This is a genomic window from Brachybacterium sp. YJGR34 (assembly GCF_003347015.1).
Lineage (GTDB): Bacteria > Actinomycetota > Actinomycetes > Actinomycetales > Dermabacteraceae > Brachybacterium.
On record NZ_PNFB01000011.1, the window covers coordinates 16,914 to 33,586 of the forward strand.

14 protein-coding genes and 1 tRNA gene are annotated in these 16,673 nt (G+C 74.0%); 7 read left to right on the forward strand and 8 right to left on the reverse strand.

The window, feature by feature from the left end; all coding sequences use genetic code 11:
• Window positions 1–10: 10 nt before the first annotated feature.
• Window positions 11–1,012, reverse strand: coding sequence for a selenide, water dikinase SelD (gene selD, locus CXH06_RS10815; RefSeq protein ID WP_114855202.1), 1,002 nt, complete (start codon window positions 1,010–1,012; stop codon window positions 11–13).
• A gap of 97 nt (window positions 1,013–1,109) precedes the next feature.
• Between selD and CXH06_RS10820 the strand changes: the two genes are divergently transcribed.
• The 4 genes from CXH06_RS10820 to CXH06_RS10835 all read left to right on the forward strand — a co-directional run bounded on the left by CXH06_RS10820 (window position 1,110) and on the right by CXH06_RS10835 (window position 5,745).
• Window positions 1,110–1,204, forward strand: a tRNA-Sec gene (locus CXH06_RS10820).
• 24 nt (window positions 1,205–1,228) lie between these two features.
• A complete protein-coding gene (selA, locus tag CXH06_RS10825) occupies window positions 1,229–2,554 on the forward strand; it encodes an L-seryl-tRNA(Sec) selenium transferase (RefSeq protein ID WP_114855203.1) in 1,326 nt (441 codons plus the stop codon).
• Window positions 2,551–4,341, forward strand: a complete 1,791-nt coding sequence (locus tag CXH06_RS10830; RefSeq protein ID WP_114855204.1) for a SelB C-terminal domain-containing protein — start codon at window positions 2,551–2,553, stop codon at window positions 4,339–4,341. The genes selA and CXH06_RS10830 overlap by 4 nt, the downstream gene beginning before the upstream one ends.
• A gap of 120 nt (window positions 4,342–4,461) precedes the next feature.
• Window positions 4,462–5,745 carry a hypothetical protein gene (locus tag CXH06_RS10835; RefSeq protein WP_114855205.1) on the forward strand — a complete coding sequence of 428 codons (1,284 nt, stop codon included), beginning with the start codon at window positions 4,462–4,464 and terminating at the stop codon, window positions 5,743–5,745.
• 75 nt (window positions 5,746–5,820) lie between these two features.
• On the opposite strand, the gene CXH06_RS10840 is transcribed toward CXH06_RS10835, so the two are convergent.
• Together CXH06_RS10840 and valS are read right to left on the reverse strand one after the other, a co-directional pair.
• Entirely contained in the window at window positions 5,821–6,303 is a 483-nt protein-coding gene (locus CXH06_RS10840; protein ID WP_157975701.1) for a hypothetical protein, read from the reverse strand.
• Window positions 6,304–6,312: 9 nt separating this feature from the next.
• Window positions 6,313–8,985, reverse strand: coding sequence for a valine--tRNA ligase (valS, locus tag CXH06_RS10845; protein ID WP_114855207.1), 2,673 nt, complete (start codon window positions 8,983–8,985; stop codon window positions 6,313–6,315).
• Window positions 8,986–9,079: 94 nt separating this feature from the next.
• Here valS and CXH06_RS10850 point away from each other — a divergent pair, with 94 nt between their 5' ends.
• Window positions 9,080–9,844 carry a metallophosphoesterase gene (locus tag CXH06_RS10850; protein ID WP_114855208.1) on the forward strand — a complete coding sequence of 255 codons (765 nt, stop codon included), beginning with the start codon at window positions 9,080–9,082 and terminating at the stop codon, window positions 9,842–9,844.
• A 3-nt stretch (window positions 9,845–9,847) separates the two neighbouring features.
• Here the strand turns inward: CXH06_RS10850 and CXH06_RS10855 are convergent, their stop codons facing one another.
• The 5 genes from CXH06_RS10855 to CXH06_RS10875 all read right to left on the reverse strand — a co-directional run bounded on the left by CXH06_RS10855 (window position 9,848) and on the right by CXH06_RS10875 (window position 15,258).
• Window positions 9,848–10,945: a lipoate--protein ligase family protein gene (locus CXH06_RS10855; protein ID WP_114855209.1), complete on the reverse strand. Its 1,098-nt coding sequence runs from the start codon at window positions 10,943–10,945 to the stop codon at window positions 9,848–9,850.
• Window positions 10,946–11,016: 71 nt separating this feature from the next.
• Window positions 11,017–12,375, reverse strand: a complete 1,359-nt coding sequence (locus CXH06_RS10860; RefSeq protein WP_114855210.1) for a hypothetical protein — start codon at window positions 12,373–12,375, stop codon at window positions 11,017–11,019.
• A gap of 216 nt (window positions 12,376–12,591) precedes the next feature.
• A complete protein-coding gene (locus tag CXH06_RS10865) occupies window positions 12,592–13,617 on the reverse strand; it encodes an ATP-binding cassette domain-containing protein (RefSeq protein ID WP_114855211.1) in 1,026 nt (341 codons plus the stop codon).
• Entirely contained in the window at window positions 13,614–14,399 is a 786-nt protein-coding gene (locus tag CXH06_RS10870; protein WP_114855288.1) for an ABC-2 family transporter protein, read from the reverse strand. Before CXH06_RS10870 ends, CXH06_RS10865 begins: the two co-directional genes overlap by 4 nt.
• A 64-nt stretch (window positions 14,400–14,463) precedes the next feature.
• The gene (locus CXH06_RS10875) at window positions 14,464–15,258 is read right to left on the reverse strand and encodes an ABC-2 family transporter protein (RefSeq protein ID WP_114855212.1); all 795 of its coding nucleotides are present in this window, start codon (window positions 15,256–15,258) and stop codon (window positions 14,464–14,466) included.
• Between the two features lie 97 nt (window positions 15,259–15,355).
• Between CXH06_RS10875 and CXH06_RS10880 the strand changes: the two genes are divergently transcribed.
• Window positions 15,356–15,742, forward strand: coding sequence for a helix-turn-helix transcriptional regulator (locus tag CXH06_RS10880; RefSeq protein ID WP_114855213.1), 387 nt, complete (start codon window positions 15,356–15,358; stop codon window positions 15,740–15,742).
• Window positions 15,739–16,659 (forward strand): cation diffusion facilitator family transporter, encoded by a 921-nt coding sequence (locus CXH06_RS10885; RefSeq protein WP_114855214.1) that lies wholly within the window; start codon window positions 15,739–15,741, stop codon window positions 16,657–16,659. Before CXH06_RS10880 ends, CXH06_RS10885 begins: the two co-directional genes overlap by 4 nt.
• Window positions 16,660–16,673: the final 14 nt, after the last annotated feature.

The window sequence follows — 16,673 nt, forward strand, 5'->3', positions numbered from 1 at the left end:
GCTCCGCGCGTCAGCGCACCGCGATGCCCGCACCCTCCACGATCTCACCGATCACGGGATGGCCGGGCACCTCGCCGACCACGAGCAGACCTCCCGAGGTCTGGGCATCGGCCAGGAACAGGAGGTCCTCCTCGGTGATGGTGCCCGCGGCACGCACCTGGTCCCGGACCCAGTCGAGGTTGCGCCGGGTGCCGCCGGAGACGTACCCGGCCCGCAGCGCGTCGAGAGCGCCGTCGACCGCCGGCACCGCGGCCCGGTCGAGCACCGCCCCCACCCCGGAGGCGCGCACCATCTTGTGCAGGTGCCCCAGCAGGCCGAAGCCGGTCACATCGGTCGCCGCCCGGGCACCGGCCGCCAGCGCCGCCCGGGCGGCCTCCCGATTCAGGGCGGTCATGGTCTCCACCGCCGCCGCGGAGACCTCCCCGGTGGCCTTCAGCCGATTGTTCAGGAACCCGACCCCGATCGGCTTGGTGAGGGTGAGCGGGAGGCCGGGCCGCGCCGCGTCGTTGCGCAGCAGGGCGTCCGGATCCGCGGTGCCGGTGACGGCCATGCCGTACTTCGGCTCGGGATCGTCCACGGAGTGCCCGCCCAGGACGGGGACCCCGGCCTCCTCCGCGACCGCGAGCCCGCCGGCGAGCACCTCGCGCAGGAGGTCGTAGGGAAGGGTCTCGCGCGGCCATCCCACGAGGTTGATGGCCACCACCGGCTCGCCGCCCATCGCGTAGATGTCCGAGAGCGCGTTCGCGGCGGCGATCCGCCCCCAGTCGAAGGGATCGTCGACCACGGGGGTGAAGAAATCGGCGGTCGAGAGCACGGCGGTGTCCCAGCCGATGCGCACCGCGGCGGCGTCGTCGCCGTCCTCCAGGCCCACCAGCACCCGGCCGTCCTGCTGGCCGGAGAGCGAGGCGACCACCTCCTCGAGCTCGCCCGGCGGGATCTTGCACGCGCATCCGCCGCCGTGCGCCATCGTCGTGAGCCGGGGGTGGGGACCAGGGGCTGCGTCGGCCGTCATGGTGCCGAGTCTACGGACCTCCCGCGCCGCGGTGCGCGCGAGCGGTGTCGCCGCGTTCGCCAGCTCGCAGCGGCGCGCGGTAGCCTCGGGCGAGCGAGGAGGCGTCCGTGTCCTGGTGGGCACCCCGGTCTTCAAAACCGGTGAGGGCGAGCATCTCGCCCTGGCGGGTTCGATTCCCGTCCGCCTCCGCCATCATCGGCCGTGAAGGAGGGGACCGTGCGCGAGGACCGGCAGGACGTCCGCGAGGTCGACGATCCACGACGCCGCATCCCGCGCACGGACCACCTGCTCGCCCTCCCCGCGGTGGCGCGGGCCCGGGCGGCGCTGGGGGAGCACGTGGTCCGCGGCGTGGTCCGCGCCGCCCAGGACCGGGCGCGCTCCGGCGCCATCGCGCCGGAGGGCGTCGCCGACGAGGTGCTGCGCGCCCTCGGGGACCGGCCGGCGGCCTCCCTGCGACCGGTGCTGAACGCGACCGGCGTGCTCGTCCACACCAACCTCGGCCGCGCCCCGCTCTCCGAGCCGGCGCGGCAGGCGCTGCTCGAGGCGGCCGGCTACACCGACGTCGAGTTCGATCTCGACACCGGATCCCGGTCCCGCCGCGGCGCCGGGGTGCGCTCCGCGCTCCTCGAGGCGTGCCCGGACGCGGAGGACGCCCTCGTCGTCAACAACGGGGCCGCCGCGCTGTCGCTGGCCACCACCGCCCTCGGCCCCGGCGAGGTGATCGTCAGCCGCGGGGAGCTGATCGAGATCGGCGCCGGGTTCCGCCTGCCCGACCTCATCACCGCCACCGGGCCGAGCCTGCGCGAGGTCGGCACCACCAACCGCACCCACCTCGCCGACTACGCCGAGGCGATCACCCCCGCCACCGCATGCGCGCTGCGCATCCACACCAGCAACTACCGCATCAGCGGGTTCACCAGCACCGTCCCGATCGCCGAGCTCGCCCCGCTCTGCCGGCGCACGGGCGTCCCCCTGGTCGCCGACCTCGGCAGCGGGCTGCTGGCCCCGGAGCCGCTCCTGCCCGAGGAGCCCGACGTCTCCTCCGCCCTCCGCGACGGCGCCGACCTGGTGATCATCAGCGGCGACAAGCTGCTGGGCGGCCCGCAGGCAGGGATCCTGCTGGGCCGGGCCGAGGTCGTCGCCCGTCTCGCCCGCCATCCCCTGGCCCGCGCCGTCCGCGCGGACAAGCTCGCACTCGCCGCGCTCGAGGCGACGCTCACCGGCCCGGTCCCGCCGGTGCTCGCGGCGCTGCGTCGCGACCCCGAGGAGCTCCGCGAGCGCACCGCGCGCCTCGCCGAGCGCCTCGATGCCCGGCTGGTCCCGCACGAGGGCCGGGTCGGCGGCGGGGGAGGGGCCGAGGTGCCGCTGCCCGGCTGGGCCGTCGCCCTCGAGCCCGCGCTCGCCGCGCCGCTGCGCCGCGGGGACCCCGCGGTCGTGACGACCGTGCACGAGGGGGAGTGCCTGTTGGATCTGCGGTGCGTCCCGGAGACCGAGGACGAGCGCCTGGCCGAGGCGGTCCGCGCAGCCCGCACCGCGCGATGAGACAGGTCGTCGCCACCGCCGGGCACGTCGACCACGGCAAGTCCACCCTCATCCGTGCCCTGACCGGCACCGACCCCGACCGGCTGGAGGCGGAGAAGCGCCGCGGGCTGACCATCGAGCTGGGCTTCGCCTGGACTGCTCTGCCCTCGGGCCGCGAGGTCTCCTTCGTCGACGTGCCCGGGCACGAGCGCTTCCTGGGCACCATGCTGACCGGACTCGGCCCCGCGCCCGTCGTGTGCTTCGTGGTCGCGGCGGACGAGGGATGGAAGGAGCAGTCCAGCGATCACCGCGACGCGATCGCCGCCCTCGGGATCGACCAGGGGGTGCTGGTCGTCTCCCGCACCGACCTGGCGCCCGAGCGGGTGGACGCGGTGATCGCCCAGGCGCGCACCGAGCTCGCCGGCACGGGTCTGGACCAGGCGCCGGCCGTCGCCGTCTCGGCCCGCACCGGCAGCGGACTCGACGCGCTGCGCGTGCTGCTCGACGAGGTGGTGGGGGCGGCCCGGGAGCCGTCCGAGCACGAGCGGGTGCGACTGTGGGTGGACCGCTCCTTCACCATCGCCGGGGCCGGCACCGTGGTCACCGGAACGCTCGGCGCGGGCACGATCGCGACGGGGGACCGCCTGGAGCTGTGCGGCGCGGAGCGCGGGGAGGCCGTGACGGTGCGCGGGGTGCAGACCCGCGGCGGTCCGGTGGACCGGATCGGCCCGGTGAGCCGCGCCGCGGTGAATCTGCGCGGCATCGCCCCCGAGGAGATCGGCCGCGGGGACGCTCTCCTCACGCCCGGAGCATGGCAGGTGACCGGCACGGTCGAGGTGCGGCGCATGACCGGCGAGAGCTTCGCCGACGCTCCGGCCCAGCACGTGGCGCACGTCGGGACCGCCGCGGTCCCGGCCCGGGTGCGGCCGCTCGGGGAGGACCACGCCCGCCTCACCCTCGCGCGCGCCCTGCCGCTGCGCGTCGGGGACCGCCTGGTGCTGCGGGGCAGCGGGAGCCGGTGGGTCCGCACCGGCGCGCACGTGCTGGACGTGGACCCGCCGTCGCTGCGACGGCGCGGGGAGGGTGCCCGGCGCCGCGAGCAGCTCGAGGCCCTGCCGCTGAGCGGGGACGCCGCGGCCGAGGTCGCCCGCCGTGGCGCGATGACCGCCGCCGCGCTGAGGCGCCGCGGCATCACCCCGCCTCCGGACCCGGCCCCGGGCCTGCGGCACCGGGGGGACTGGGTGATCGATGCCGACGCCCTGGCCGCGTGGTCGGTGCGGCTGCGCGAGACGGTCCGGGCGGACGGCGCCGCCGATGCGCTCTCGGCGGGACTGCCCCGCAAGGCCGCGGTCGATGCCCTCGCCCTGCCCGATCCCTCTCTGCTCGACGCAGTGGTGGCCGCCGCCGGGCTGCGCCAGGACGGGGGTCGGATCCGGGAGGCCGGGGAGCCGGCCGGTCTCGGCGACGCCGAGGAGCCCGTGAGGACCCTCGAAGCGCGGCTGGCCGCGGAGCCCTTCGCCGCCCCCGAGGCCGAGGAGCTGCAGGCCCTGGGTCTGGGAGCGCGCGCCCTCGCCGCCGCCGCGCACCGGGGACGGCTGCTGCGCCTCGAGGGCGGGGTGATCCTCCTGCCCACCGCGCCGGCCCTGGCCATGCGCGAGCTCGCGGCCCTCCCGCAGCCCTTCACCGCCTCGCAGGCACGTCGGTCGCTCGCCACCACCCGCCGCGTCGCGATCCCGCTGCTCGAGCACCTCGATCGACGCGGCTGGACGCGCCGGCTGGACGCCGGGCACCGCGAAGTGGTGCGCTGACCCCGCTCATGGGTACTCCTCCCCATGGCGGAGCGAGCACGGGGTGCATAGCGTGGAGCCCAGGTCGCATCCGGCGGCCCCACGGACGCGCGTCGCGCGCACCCCGACGGAGGAGAGACGATGAGCGGCTTCCAGGGTGGCGACACCGAGCAGATGCGGCAGCATGCCGAGGTGTGCACGACGGGCACCCGGCGTCTGCTCGAGCTGATCACCGCGGCGAGCTCCGCCGTCGACTCCGTCACCTGGGCGGGTCCCGACGCCGACTCCTTCCGGGAGCGCTGGCACGTCGAGGCCGCGGGCCGCACCCACGAGGCCTCCGCGACCCTCGAGCGTCTCGCCCGCGAGCTCTCCCAGCACGCCGAGGAGCAGGACGCGGCCTCCGCCGCGGACGGCGGCGGCCTGTTCTCCGGACCGCTCCTGCCCCTGCCGATCCCCGGCCTCCCGCTGGGGCCCGGCACCATCGGAGACCTCCTCGACGGGCTCGGCGACTGGTTCTCCGGCGGCGGCGCCACCGGACCGCAGGAGTTCTACGGGGGCCCGGGCTACGGCGGCAGCGGGAACATCTACGGGGAGGACCGCCCCGTCGGCGAGCAGTTCACCTTCCAGGGGGACCTGCTCGAGGGCCGCGAGATCGAGAACGAGGCCGGCTACGTCGACGTGCACGCCGGAGCGGACTACAGCGCGGGCATGAACGGGAGCACGGACCCCTACGGCAACATGACCGGGACCATCGGAGCGCGCGGCAGCCTCGAGGCCGGGATCGACGAGCGCCTGAACCTCCCGGGAGGCTTCGGCGTCGACGCCTCGGCGCGCGTGGGCATGGAAGCCTACGCGGAGGCCGGCGGGACCGTCGGCCCCGACGGGTTCAGCGCCGGGGCCCGCGCCGGATCGTCGCTCTACGGCGAGCAGAGCGTCGCCCTCACCCACGACTCCGGAGCCTCGGTGGGCATGTCCCAGAGCGCCCGCGTCGGCGTCGAGGCGCACGCCGACGCCCACAGCCACCTCACCCGCAACGAGGACGGGCAGGTCAACGGGTTCTCGCAGGGCTTCGACGTCGGGGCGTACGCCGGCGGGGAGGTCAAGCAGACCTTCTCCGGGACGGCGCCGGGCGGCTGGTTCTCGGGCTCGGCGTCCCTCAGCGAGAAGGTCGGAGCCGAGGCCGGGGCCTCCGCCGGGTACGTCGTCTCCACCGACGAGGTCGGCGTCGCGGTCGGCGGGGACCTCGCGGCGAAGATCGGCCTGGGCGGCGATCTGAGCGTCTCCGTCCACCCCAACCAGATCGTCGACACCTTCACCCCCGGCGACTACAACCTCGACGACGCGATCGGCGACGCGAAGGGCGCCTGGGACGGTGCCACGGACCTCGCCGGGGACGCGGTCAGCGCCATCAACCCCTTCGACTGACGCCGGCGCTCCGTGCGCGCCCGGGCGAGGAGACGGTGAGGGCGCGCTCACCGGCCCCTGCCACGGGACGGATCCTCACCGACGACCGTGCTGGGCGAGCCACTGCTGGTGCGCGGCGATCACGGCCGAACCCGCCGTCCGGTACCAGACATGCGCGCGGGTCGACTCCGCCGACTGCGTCTTCCGCAGCGCCGCGACCGGGACCACGGACCCGTCCCAGCGCCGCAGCAGCACCGCGTCCCCGGGCTCGGACATCTCCGGCACGATCACCTGCTGGACCTGCTCCCAGGGGACGAAGCCCCGCGCGCCGAGCATCGTGCACCAGCTGACGCCGCGGGCATCGACCCGGGCCACGGCGCGGCGCGCGAGCAGGAACAGCACCGCCCCGACCGCGACCACCGCCAGCCCCAGCACCGCCACGATCACCGCGCCGAGCCAGGCTCCCTGCACCACGAGCGCCAGGGCGTAGAGCGCCGTGAACGCGCCGAACACCGCGATCAGCGCCCCGCACCACAGGAGCACCGAGCTCGAGCTCGACCTCAGCTGCGTGGAGCTCACGGCGCCGCGTCAGCCCTGGTTCCGCGGCTTCTTGACCGGCGGCTCGCCGAGCTCGACGTCCTCCGTGGTGATCCCCTCGCCGTCGCCGGCGACCAGCTCGAGCCGCTCGATCCTGCCCAGCGCCGTGAGGTCCGCGACCGCGGCCTCGAGGTGCGCCAGCACGCTCTGCGGAGCGAGCACCCGCACCGAGAGGATCGGGGTCTTCTGCGAGACCTTCGCGTCGGACTTGATGCGGCGCACGGTGATCGCGGCCTGCGCCACGGAGTCCACCAGCGCGGCGTCCTGCCCGGCGGCCGCCTCGCGCAGCGGAGCGGCCTCGGGCCAGGGCTGGGTGTGGACGCTGCCGTCCCGCCACCAGGACCAGACCTCCTCGGTGGCGAACACGATCACGGGCGCGAACAGGCGCAGCTGGACCTCCAGCGCGATCGCCAGCGCCGCCCGGGCGGAGGCGGCGCCGGCCTCGCCGCTGGGGGAGTTGCCGTGGGCGCGCTCCTTGACCAGCTCGATGTAGTCGTCGCAGAACGCCCAGAAGAAGGGCTCGGCCACCTCGAGGCTGCGGGCGTAGTCCATGTCGTCGAAGGCGGCGGTGGCCTGCTCGACCACGTCGCCGAGCCGGGCCAGGAGGGCGCGATCCAGCGGATCGGTGACCACCGCCGGGTCCGCGGCGAGCCGGCCCGCGGGATCGGCCGGGGCCGGGCCGAAGCCGAGCGCGAACTTCGAGGCGTTGAGGATCTTGATCGCCAGGCGCCGGCCGATCTTCATCTGACCCTCGTCGAAGGTGGTGTCCACGCCCTGACGCGCCCGGCCCGCCCAGTAGCGCACGCCGTCGGAGCCGTGCTGCTGCAGCAGCCCCAGGGGAGTGATCACGTTGCCCTTGGACTTCGACATCTTCTTGCGGTCCGGGTCCAGGATCCAGCCGTTGATCGAGGCGTGCTTCCACGGGAGCGCGTCCTGCTGGAGGTGGGAGCGCACGATGGTGGAGAACAGCCAGGTGCGGATGATGTCGTGGCCCTGGGGGCGCAGGTCCATCGGGTAGACCGTCTCGAACAGGCCGGTGTCGTCCGCGGCGTTCCAGCCGCCGGCGAGCTGCGGGGTCAGCGAGGAGGTGGCCCAGGTGTCGAGGATGTCCGGATCGGCGACGAAGCCGCCCGGCTCGCCCCGCTGCGCCTCGGTGAAGCCGGCGGGCACGTCGATCGTCGGATCGATGGGGAGGTCCTCCACGGCCGGGGCGATCACGGAGTCGTGGTCGACCTCGCCGTCCGCGCCCACCGCGTACCAGATCGGGAAGGGCACGCCGTAGAAGCGCTGACGGGAGATCAGCCAGTCGCCGGCCAGCCCCTCCACCCAGTTGCGGTAGCGGGACTCCATGTACGGGGGGTGCCAGGTCAGCTCGGCGCCGCGGGCGATGAGCTCGTCCCGCAGCCCGTCCTGCGAGGAGTCCCGCCCGCCGTTGGTGAGGTACCACTGCCGGGAGGTCACGTACTCCAGCGGCTTGTCGCCGTTCTCGTAGAACTTCACCGGGTGCGTGATCCTCGTCGGCTCGCCCACCAGGTCCCCGGAGGCGGTCACCATCTCCACCACGCGCTTCTGCGCGCTGAAGACGGTCAGGCCCGCCAGCTCGGCGTAGGCGGCCTGCCCCTCCTCGGTGGCGATCCACGGCGCCTCGGGCTGGAAGCGGCCGTCGCGACCGATCACGGAGCGGGTGGGCAGCGAGAGCTCGCGCCACCAGGTGACGTCGTTGGCGTCGCCGAAGGTGCAGATCATGGCGATGCCGGCGCCCTTGTCGGGCTGGGCGAGGGGATGGGCCATCACCGGCACCTCGACGCCGAACAGGGGGGAGACGACGGCGGTGCCGAACAGGTCCTGGTAGCGCTCGTCGTCAGGGTGGGCGACCAGCGCCACGCAGGCCGGCAGCAGCTCGGGACGGGTGGTCTCGATGTAGACCTTCTCGCCGGTGCCGTCGGCACGGGTGAAGCCGATCCGGTGATAGGCGCCCTCGCGCTCGCGGTCCTCCTGCTCCGCCTGCGCCACCGCGGTGCGGTAGGTGACGTCCCACATGGTGGGTGCCTCGGACTGGTAGGCCTGGCCCTGCTGCAGGTTCTCGAGGAAGGCGCGCTGGCTGGCGGCGCGGGAGGCCGCGTCGATGGTCTGGTAGCTGTGGTCCCAGTCCACCGAGAGCCCGAGGGTGCGGAACAGCTCCTCGAAGGACCTCTCGTCCATCGCGGTGAGCTTCTCGCACAGCTCGATGAAGTTGCGGCGCGAGATGGGCAGCTGGTTGGCGGCCTTCGAGGACTTGTTGGAGCCGCCCTCCTGCGGGGGCGTGAAGTCCGGGTCGTAGGGCAGGGTGGGGTCGCAGCGCACCCCGTAGTAGTTCTGGGCGCGGCGCTCGGTGGGCAGGCCGTTGTCGTCCCAGCCCAGCGGGTAGAAGCAGTTCTTGCCGCGCATGCGCTGGTAGCGCACGATCATGTCCGCCTGCGAGTAGCCGAAGACGTGGCCGACGTGCAGCGAGCCCGAGGCCGTGGGCGGCGGGGTGTCGACGCTGAAGACCTGGTCACGAGTGGTGTCCGGATCGAAGGCGTAGAGCTGCTGCGCGCTCCATACGCCGTCCCACTTCTCCTCGAGACCCTCCAGGGAGGGGCGGTCGGGGAGGGCGGTGTCAGGGCGCGGTGCGGTATCGGTCATGGGCGTCATTGTTCCAGGTCTGTCCCGCGGCGCAACGCAGAGTCCGGCAGTGTGAGCGCCTTCGCGTCCGCCGTCGCGCGCGTACGGTGGGCGCATGCCCCTCGAGCGCCTCGCCCTGGTCTCCGACGTGCACGGCAACCTCACCGCCTACGAGGCGGTGCTCGCCGATATCGCCGCGCGCGGCATCACGCGTGTCCTCAACCTCGGCGACGTGGTCGGGAAGGGGCCGCGGGGTGCGGCCTGCACCGCCCTGACCCGCGAGCGCTGCGAGGAGACGGTCCGCGGCAACTGGGAGGTGTTCCTCGCCGGCGACGCGGAGCCCTTCGGCGACGCCCAGGCCTGGTGGCGCGCAGAGCTCTCGGAGGAGGACCGCCGGTGGTTGATCAGCCGGCCCGGCTGCCTCGATCTGCAGCTCTCGGGCCGGCGCGTGCGACTGGTCCACGCCTCCCCGGTCGACGAGTTCACGAGGGTCTTCCGCGAGCCGGAGGAGGAGGTCTTCGCCATGATGTTCGAGCCGACCCCCTTCACCGGGGACGTGGGCCGTGCCGATGTCCTCGTCTACGGGGACATCCACGACGCCTTCCTCTCGGCGGCACCGGGGGCGACGTTGGTCAACGTGGGCAGCGTCGGGAACCCGCTGGACGAGCCGACGCCCTGCTACGTGATCCTCGAGGGTGAACCCCGGGGCGAGGCGAGTGCACCCTTCGGGATCCAGTTCGTCCGCGTCCCCTATGACGTCGAGGCGGAGATCGCGGCGGCGCACGCGGTGGGCATGCCGACGGCGGAGGCCTGGGCGATCGAGCTGCGCACCGGGATCCACCGCGGTGCGCACGCCGAGCGCGGGCTCACCGCCGGCTGAGCCTCAGGGCACCCGGGCGGTCCACTCCGGGGTCGAGAACTTCGTCGCCACCAGCTCGCGGGCCCGCTCCAGCTCCGCCGCGGTGTACGCCGAGTCCGCGGTGTCGTAGCGGGAGCGGAAGTGGTCCAGGAAGCCGGCGATGATCTGGTCGCGGGCCAGGCCGGTCTGCGAGCGCATCGGGTCCACGCGCTTGTTCGCGCTGCGCGTGCCCTTGTCGGAGAGCTTCTCGCGACCGATCCGCAGCACCTCGCCCATGACGTCGGCGTCGATGTCGTAGGCCATGGTCACATGGTGGAGCAGGACCCCGCCGGCGAAGCGGCGCTGGGCGGCGCCGCCGATCTTCCCCTGTTCGGAGGCGATGTCGTTCAGCGGCACGTAGCGGGCCCGCACCCCGATCTCCGCGAGCGCCCCCATCACCCAGTCGTCGAGATAGGCGTAGGCCTGCTCGAAGCTGAGCCCCTCCACCAGGGAGGTGGGGACCACGAGGGAGTAGGTGATGCAGTTGCCCGGCTCCATGAACATCGCGCCGCCGCCGGTGATCCGGCGCACCACGCCGATGCCGTGGCGGGCGGCGCCGTCGGCGTCGATCTCGTTGCGCAGCGACTGGTAGGAGCCGATCACCACCAGCGAGGAGTCCCAGTCCCAGATCCGGAAGGTGGGGCCCCGGCGCCCGGCGGCCATCTCCCGCGGCAGCACCTCGTCCAGGGCCACGTGCATCACGGGCGGCAGCACCTCCGGGCCGATCACCTCGAAGGTCAGGTCCTCCCAGCTGCTGGCGTGGCCCAGGGCACGGCGGGCGGCGATCGCGACCGCCTCGGCGTCGAAGCCGATCAGCTGCACCTCGTCGTCGCGCGCGGCGAGACGGGCGGTGATCGCCTCGGCCAGCTCGGCGGTGGAGGAGCTCGCGTCCCGGCCCACGAGCCCGGCGGAGAGATCCTCGAGCGCGTCGTCGGGCTCGAGGAAGAAGTCGCCGAACACGTGGGCGCGGACGATGCGCTCGTCCTCGACGTCGAGGCTCACCGAGACGAGCTTCCCGCCGCGCACCTTGTACTGGCCGGTGCGGGTGGCGGGGGAGTGCGGGGAGTCAGCGGGGGTGCTCATGGGTCCATCCTCGCCCAGACCGGCGGCGGCGACGGCGCCTGATCGCTCACAGCGTCGCGCGGCGGCCGCCCTCAGAAGGTCAGCGAGCGCAGGGCCTTGTGGACCTCCCACACGAAGTCGCTCGTGGACTGCCCCTTGCGGGGAGCGACCGCGTAGGTCTCCTCCTCGCTCCCCGCGGCGGCCTCGCGGGTCACCCGCGGGATGAGGGTGTCCCAGCGGCGCCGACCGCCCACCCACAGCCGGTACAGCGTGCCGGAGTCGTCCCCGCGCTGCACGAGGCGCATCGCGAGGGTGGTGTCGGTGAGAGTGGGCTGCCGCCGGGCGGGGGCGAGGTCGAAGCCGCGATCGTGCAGCAGGGCCGGGTTGAACACCGCCCACAGCAGCAGCCGCGCGCCCTCCACCTCCGGGGCGGCGGGGGTGCCGATCAGCTCCTCCGCGGTCGGCAGGTCCCCGTCCTCGGTGCGCCAGGCGGTGCGGCGGGCGAGGGCGGCGAGCGCCTCCTCGGCCGCGGCATGGTCCGCGGAGCTCTCGGGGAGGCCGATGCCGAGCGGCGCGGATGCGCCGTCGGCGCGCAGGACGTGGATCGGGGTGCCGTGGTCGACCTCCCCGAAGGCGAGCCCCGTGCGTCGCCGCGACCTCCCGGCCTGCAGACGCGCCTCGTCCTGCCCGCGGCGCGTCGAGAAGCGGGGGCTGGTTCCCAGCAGGGTGCGGCTCGCCCGTCGGAACAGGTCGAGATGGGCGCGCATCTCGCGGGCCGTGTCCCGGTCCGAGAGCAGCCGGCGCGCGTTGAGCGGGTACTGCACGACCGGGGCGCCCGCGTTCTCGCCGATCTCCCCGATGGTCTCCCACAGATGGGCGTGACCGGGATCGGCCTTCGCCATCCGTCGACCGATGCGGTTCCAGGTGGTGACCACCAGCTCCGGGCCGTCGGTGCCGGCCGGCTCGGCGGCCTCGCCGTGCGGCGGCACCGGGCGGACCGCGGGATCGACCTGGTCCACGGCCCGCATCTGCTGGTCGGACTCGGCCTTGCGCACCACCAGCAGCAGCACGTGGTGGCCGGCCTCGCCGAGGGCCGCGCGCACCCGCGCCACCTGTCCGGCCGAGCAGGAGCGCCCCACACGCAGCGTCACGCCCAGCCGGGCCGGCTCGTCCCCGGCGGAGGAGGGCAGGATCTCCGCGACCAGGTCCGGGGCGGAGCGGTGCGGGCGGGGCTCGGCGACGATCGATCCCGTCGGCCGCTCGTCGCGCACGATGGTGCGCATGAAGGCCTCCCGGCTGCGCGGCGCCATCAGCACGAACTCGAGCATATGGCGCAGCAGCAGTTCCACGTTCCCGTCCCGGCCCTGATGCAGCGGGATGTCCGGCGAGGACACCGAGCGATCCACGGCATAGGTCATCATCTGGCCGACGGTGGCGTACGAGCGGGCCATGGTCCTCCTCGGGTCAGGTGCGGCGGGCCGTTCCCGTGTGAGCCGGACGCGGCGGCGGGAACAGGGGATGGACCATCATCCCACCGGTCGGGACGGAGGGGCGGCAGTGGCGGCGCGGCGGCGTGTCGAGCGCCGACCCGGCGCCCATGAGCTGGGGTGCCGCCGAGGTCACGTCCCGGTCACGGACGCTCCGGAGGCTGTCGGGACCCGGTGGCGTCAGCCCAGCCCGCCGCGGGCGTAGATCTGCCGCACCAGGTCCTCGATCGCGGGCTCGGTGAGCGCGAGGTCGCGCACCTCGGCCTGGGTGCCGATCGCGGAGAGCAGCGACGGGACCGTGAGCTCGGCGCCGGAGAAGGCGATGCGGTGGCGGATGCCGCCCGCCTCGACGGCGAGGCTGCGGGCGGCGGCGGGCAGCGCCAGGGCGTCGGCGGGCTCGGCGAGATCCACGATCAGCTCGCGCGGCGCCCCGAGCCGCTCGCGGAAGCTCTCGAGCGGTCCGTCGTATGCGACCGTCCCCGTGTTCACCACCACGATGCGCTCGCACAGGCGCTCCACGTCGCCCATGTCATGGGTGGTGAGGAAGAGCGTGGTGCCGCGCTCGGCGCGGTCCTCGCGCAGGAAGCGGCGCAGGCCCTCCTTGGAGACCATGTCCAGGCCGATGGTCGGCTCGTCGAGCACCACCAGGGCGGGGGAGTGCAGCAGCGCGGCGGCGACCTCGCCGCGCATGCGCTGACCCAGGGAGAGCTGGCGCACGGGCCGGTCCAGGAAGTCGCTCAGGTCCAGCCCGTCCACGAGGCGTTCGAGCCGTCCCTCGCGCTCGCGATCGGTGAGGCGATGCATGGCGCCGAGGATCCGGTAGCTGTCCCGCAGCGGCAGGTCCCACCACAGCTGGGAACGCTGCCCGAAGACCACCCCGATCTCCCTCGCGAGCTGGCGGCGCTCGGGGACGGGGGTGCGGCCCAGCACCCGCACCGTGCCGTCGCTGGGCTGCAGGATCCCGGTCATCATCTTGATGGTGGTGGACTTGCCGGCGCCGTTCGCGCCCACGAAGCCCACCGCCTCCCCGCGCTCGATGCGCAGGCTGATCTCGTCCACCGCGCGCACCAGCTGGCGGGTGCGCCGGCGCGCGCCGGACAGGCGGGCGCGCACGGTGAAGTCGCGGCGCAGGCCGGTGAGCTCGACGGCAGGGCCCGTCGCGTTCTGTGCGGCGCGCGAGGGGATGGGGACATCGGTCGGGTTCATCCGCCGGCTCCTGTGTATCTGCGGATCCCCGCCCGCCAGAGCAGCGCCGCGAGGATCCAGGCGAGGACCGCGGCGGGCGCGCCCAGCCAGCCGGCCCCGGTGGGGATCAGCGCGGGCCCGGGCAGCTCCAGCAGGGCGAGGGTGGGGGCGTAGGCGATCAGCGTCGCCGGGATGACGAAGGTGAAGAAGGCGCGCATCGGCAGGGCGAAGACGGCGCCGGGGGTGGTGGCCACGTAGTTGCCGCCGTAGGTGAAGGCGTTGGCGAACTCGCGGCCGTCGACGAGCCAGAACTGCATCGCGCCGGCGAGGGTGAACAGGGCGCCGAAGATCGCCGCCCCCGCCAGCGGGGCGATGACCGCGAGCACGAGCGTGGCCGCGGTGGGGTCGAAGCCCGCGATGCCGAGCGCCACCACGTACATCGCCAGCCCCACCACGATCCGGCCGATCCGTCGCAGCGACAGGTCCAGGCTCGAGATCTGCAGCAGCATCGGCACCGGACGGATCAGGAGGGTCTCGAGCGTGCCGGACTTGATGGTGGCCGAGAGCCCGTCGATCTCCCCGAAGAACAGGTCCCCGATCCCGAAGGCCAGCGCGCCCAGCCCGTAGACCACCGCGACCTGGGGCAGGGTCATCCCGCCCAGGGTGGAGACCTGCGAGAGGATCACCCACAGCTCGAGGAACTCGGTGCCCACGATGAGCACCTGGCCCAGCACGTCGGCGAGGAAGCTGGTGCGGAAGGAGGCCTGGGAGCGCAGCCGGGAGCCGTAGAGCGTCGCGACCATCCGGGCGGTGGAGACGGGACGGTCGGGGTCGGGGTCGGGGGCGCGCCGGGCGCGGGACGGGGTCTCAGCCACCCTGCACCTCCACGCTCCGCACGCCCGCGGTCAGCACCAGGTGCGCGGCGAGCGCGAGCGCCGCGACCCATCCCACCTGGACCGCCACCAGACCCAGCGCCTCCGCCGGCGCGATCCGTCCGGAGAGGGTGTCGATGGGGGTCTGGATCATCGAGGGGAACGGGGTGGCCCGGGCGATCGCCAGCAGCCAGTCGGGGAACCACACGATGGGGATGAGGAAGCCCGAGAGCAGGTTCATCACCGCGGTGTAGACGACGGTCAGGCCGCGGGTCTCCAGCAGCCAGAAGGCGGCGAGGTTGACCAGCATGTCCGCGAGGAACGCCAGCGTGATCGCCAGCAGCAGAGACAGCGTCCCCAGGAGGTAGGAGCGGGGGTCCGTGGGCAGCGCGAGGCCGGTCACGATCGCCCCGACCGCCAGCGGGGGCACCCCGCGCCCCAGCAGCAGGAAGCTCGAGCGGCCCAGCTTCTGGGCGTAGTACAGGCCCAGGAAGGGCGTGGGGCGCAGGAGGTCGATCGCGATGTCCCCCTGGTGGACGCGCTGGGAGACCTCCCGCGTGCCGAAGGCCTCGATGGGGGCCAGCAGCGCCTGGCCCAGCCACACGTAGGTCGCGGCCTGGGCGATCGTGTATCCGCTGAGCTCGCCGCCGGCGCTGGTGATGGCCGCGAACATGATCGAGGCGCGGATGAACCCGAAGATCGTGTTGGTGAAGACCCCGGCGGCGGTCGCCATGCGGTAGGTCGAGTACTGGCGGAAGGACGCCGAGGCGATCGACCAGTACGGAGGCACTCGCGCGAGCTTAGTGCGCCGTGACGGCCGCCACAAGGTCCTGTCGGCCGCGAGCGGAGGGGTGGCTGCGACGCGCTTTCTCTGCGACCATGAACAGATGAATGGATATTCATATGAACCGAGTCGCCTCGAGATCCTGCGGGGCGCGGTCCCGGCGGAGGCCGAGGTCGATGACCTCGCCGACGTGTTCTCCCTGCTCGGCGACCCCGGACGGCTGCGCCTGCTGCTCGTGCTGCGCGAGGGGGAGGTGAGCGTCGGCGAGCTGGCGGAAGTCACCGGCCGCTCGGAGTCCGGGGTCTCCCACGCCCTGCAGCTGCTGCGGGCCCATCGCATCGTCGCGGTGCGCCGCGCGGGCCGTCGGGCGTTCTACCGGCTCGACGATCCGCACGTGCGGATGCTCCTGGACCTCGCTCTCAGCCACACCGAGCACAGCGAGATGGAGCACCCGGAGCTCCATGCCGGACCTCGGGACGGGGGATCATGAGCCACTCCCACGGTTCCCGCGCCCAGCCGGGCGCCACCGGTCATGCCGGAGCCGCCCACCGCGGCCGCCTGGCGGTCGCCCTGGTGCTCATCGCCTCGTTCTTCGTGGTCGAGCTCGTCGCCGGGGTGCTCTCCGGCTCGCTCGCGCTGCTCTCCGACGCCGGGCACATGGCGGCCGACGTCGTCACCCTCACCGCCGCGCTCGCGGCGACGATCCTCGCCGCGCGGCCCGCGCGGGAGGGCCGGCGCACCTTCGGCAACTACCGCCTCGAGGTCTTCGCCGCCCTGCTGGCCGTGCTGATCATGCTCGGCGTCGCCGTCGCGATCGGGCTCGGCGGCATCTCCCGGCTGGGCCGCGAGGTCGAGGTGGACACCGGCCCCATGCTCGTCGTCGGCACGCTGGGCCTGGCGGTGAACCTCGTGGTGCTGCGGATGCTCAGCGGCGGCGCGGGGGAGAGCCTCAACGTCAAGGGCGCCTACCTCGAGGTGCTCGCGGACACCCTGGGCTCGGTCGCCGTGATCGTCGCCGCGGTGCTGATCCGCCTCACCGGCGCGAGCGTGATCGACACCGTGGTCGCGCTCGCCGTGGGCGCCTTCATCGCCGTGCGCGCCGTGATGCTCGCACGGGAGGTGCTCGCCGTCCTCGGCCAGGCCGCCCCGGCGGGGATCGACCCCGAGCAGGTGCGCGGCGAGCTCGCCGCGCTCGAGGGAGTCGCCGACGTGCACGACCTGCACCTGTGGACCCTGACCTCCGGGATGGAGGTGGCCACGGTGCACCTGGTGATCCGCCCGGACGTCGATCCCCACCCGGTGCTCGACGCCGCCCAGGAGCTGCTCAGCACCCGGCATGGCATCGCGCACGCGACCGTCCAGACCGAGCCGACGGACCACCACGGCTGCCTCGAGATCGGCTGGTGAGCACCCGGGTCGTG

Coding starts and splice junctions, on each gene's coding strand:
- selD (WP_114855202.1), bottom strand. CDS start 1,012: ATGACGGCCGACGCAGCCCCTGGTCCCCACCCCCGGCTCACGACGATG.
- CXH06_RS10850 (WP_114855208.1), top strand. CDS start 9,080: ATGCCCCTCGAGCGCCTCGCCCTGGTCTCCGACGTGCACGGCAACCTC.
- CXH06_RS10835 (WP_114855205.1), top strand. CDS start 4,462: ATGAGCGGCTTCCAGGGTGGCGACACCGAGCAGATGCGGCAGCATGCC.
- CXH06_RS10880 (WP_114855213.1), top strand. CDS start 15,356: ATGAATGGATATTCATATGAACCGAGTCGCCTCGAGATCCTGCGGGGC.
- CXH06_RS10855 (WP_114855209.1), bottom strand. CDS start 10,945: ATGAGCACCCCCGCTGACTCCCCGCACTCCCCCGCCACCCGCACCGGC.
- CXH06_RS10870 (WP_114855288.1), bottom strand. CDS start 14,399: ATGGTCGCGACGCTCTACGGCTCCCGGCTGCGCTCCCAGGCCTCCTTC.
- CXH06_RS10865 (WP_114855211.1), bottom strand. CDS start 13,617: ATGAACCCGACCGATGTCCCCATCCCCTCGCGCGCCGCACAGAACGCG.
- valS (WP_114855207.1), bottom strand. CDS start 8,985: ATGACCGATACCGCACCGCGCCCTGACACCGCCCTCCCCGACCGCCCC.
- CXH06_RS10885 (WP_114855214.1), top strand. CDS start 15,739: ATGAGCCACTCCCACGGTTCCCGCGCCCAGCCGGGCGCCACCGGTCAT.
- CXH06_RS10860 (WP_114855210.1), bottom strand. CDS start 12,375: ATGGCCCGCTCGTACGCCACCGTCGGCCAGATGATGACCTATGCCGTG.
- CXH06_RS10830 (WP_114855204.1), top strand. CDS start 2,551: ATGAGACAGGTCGTCGCCACCGCCGGGCACGTCGACCACGGCAAGTCC.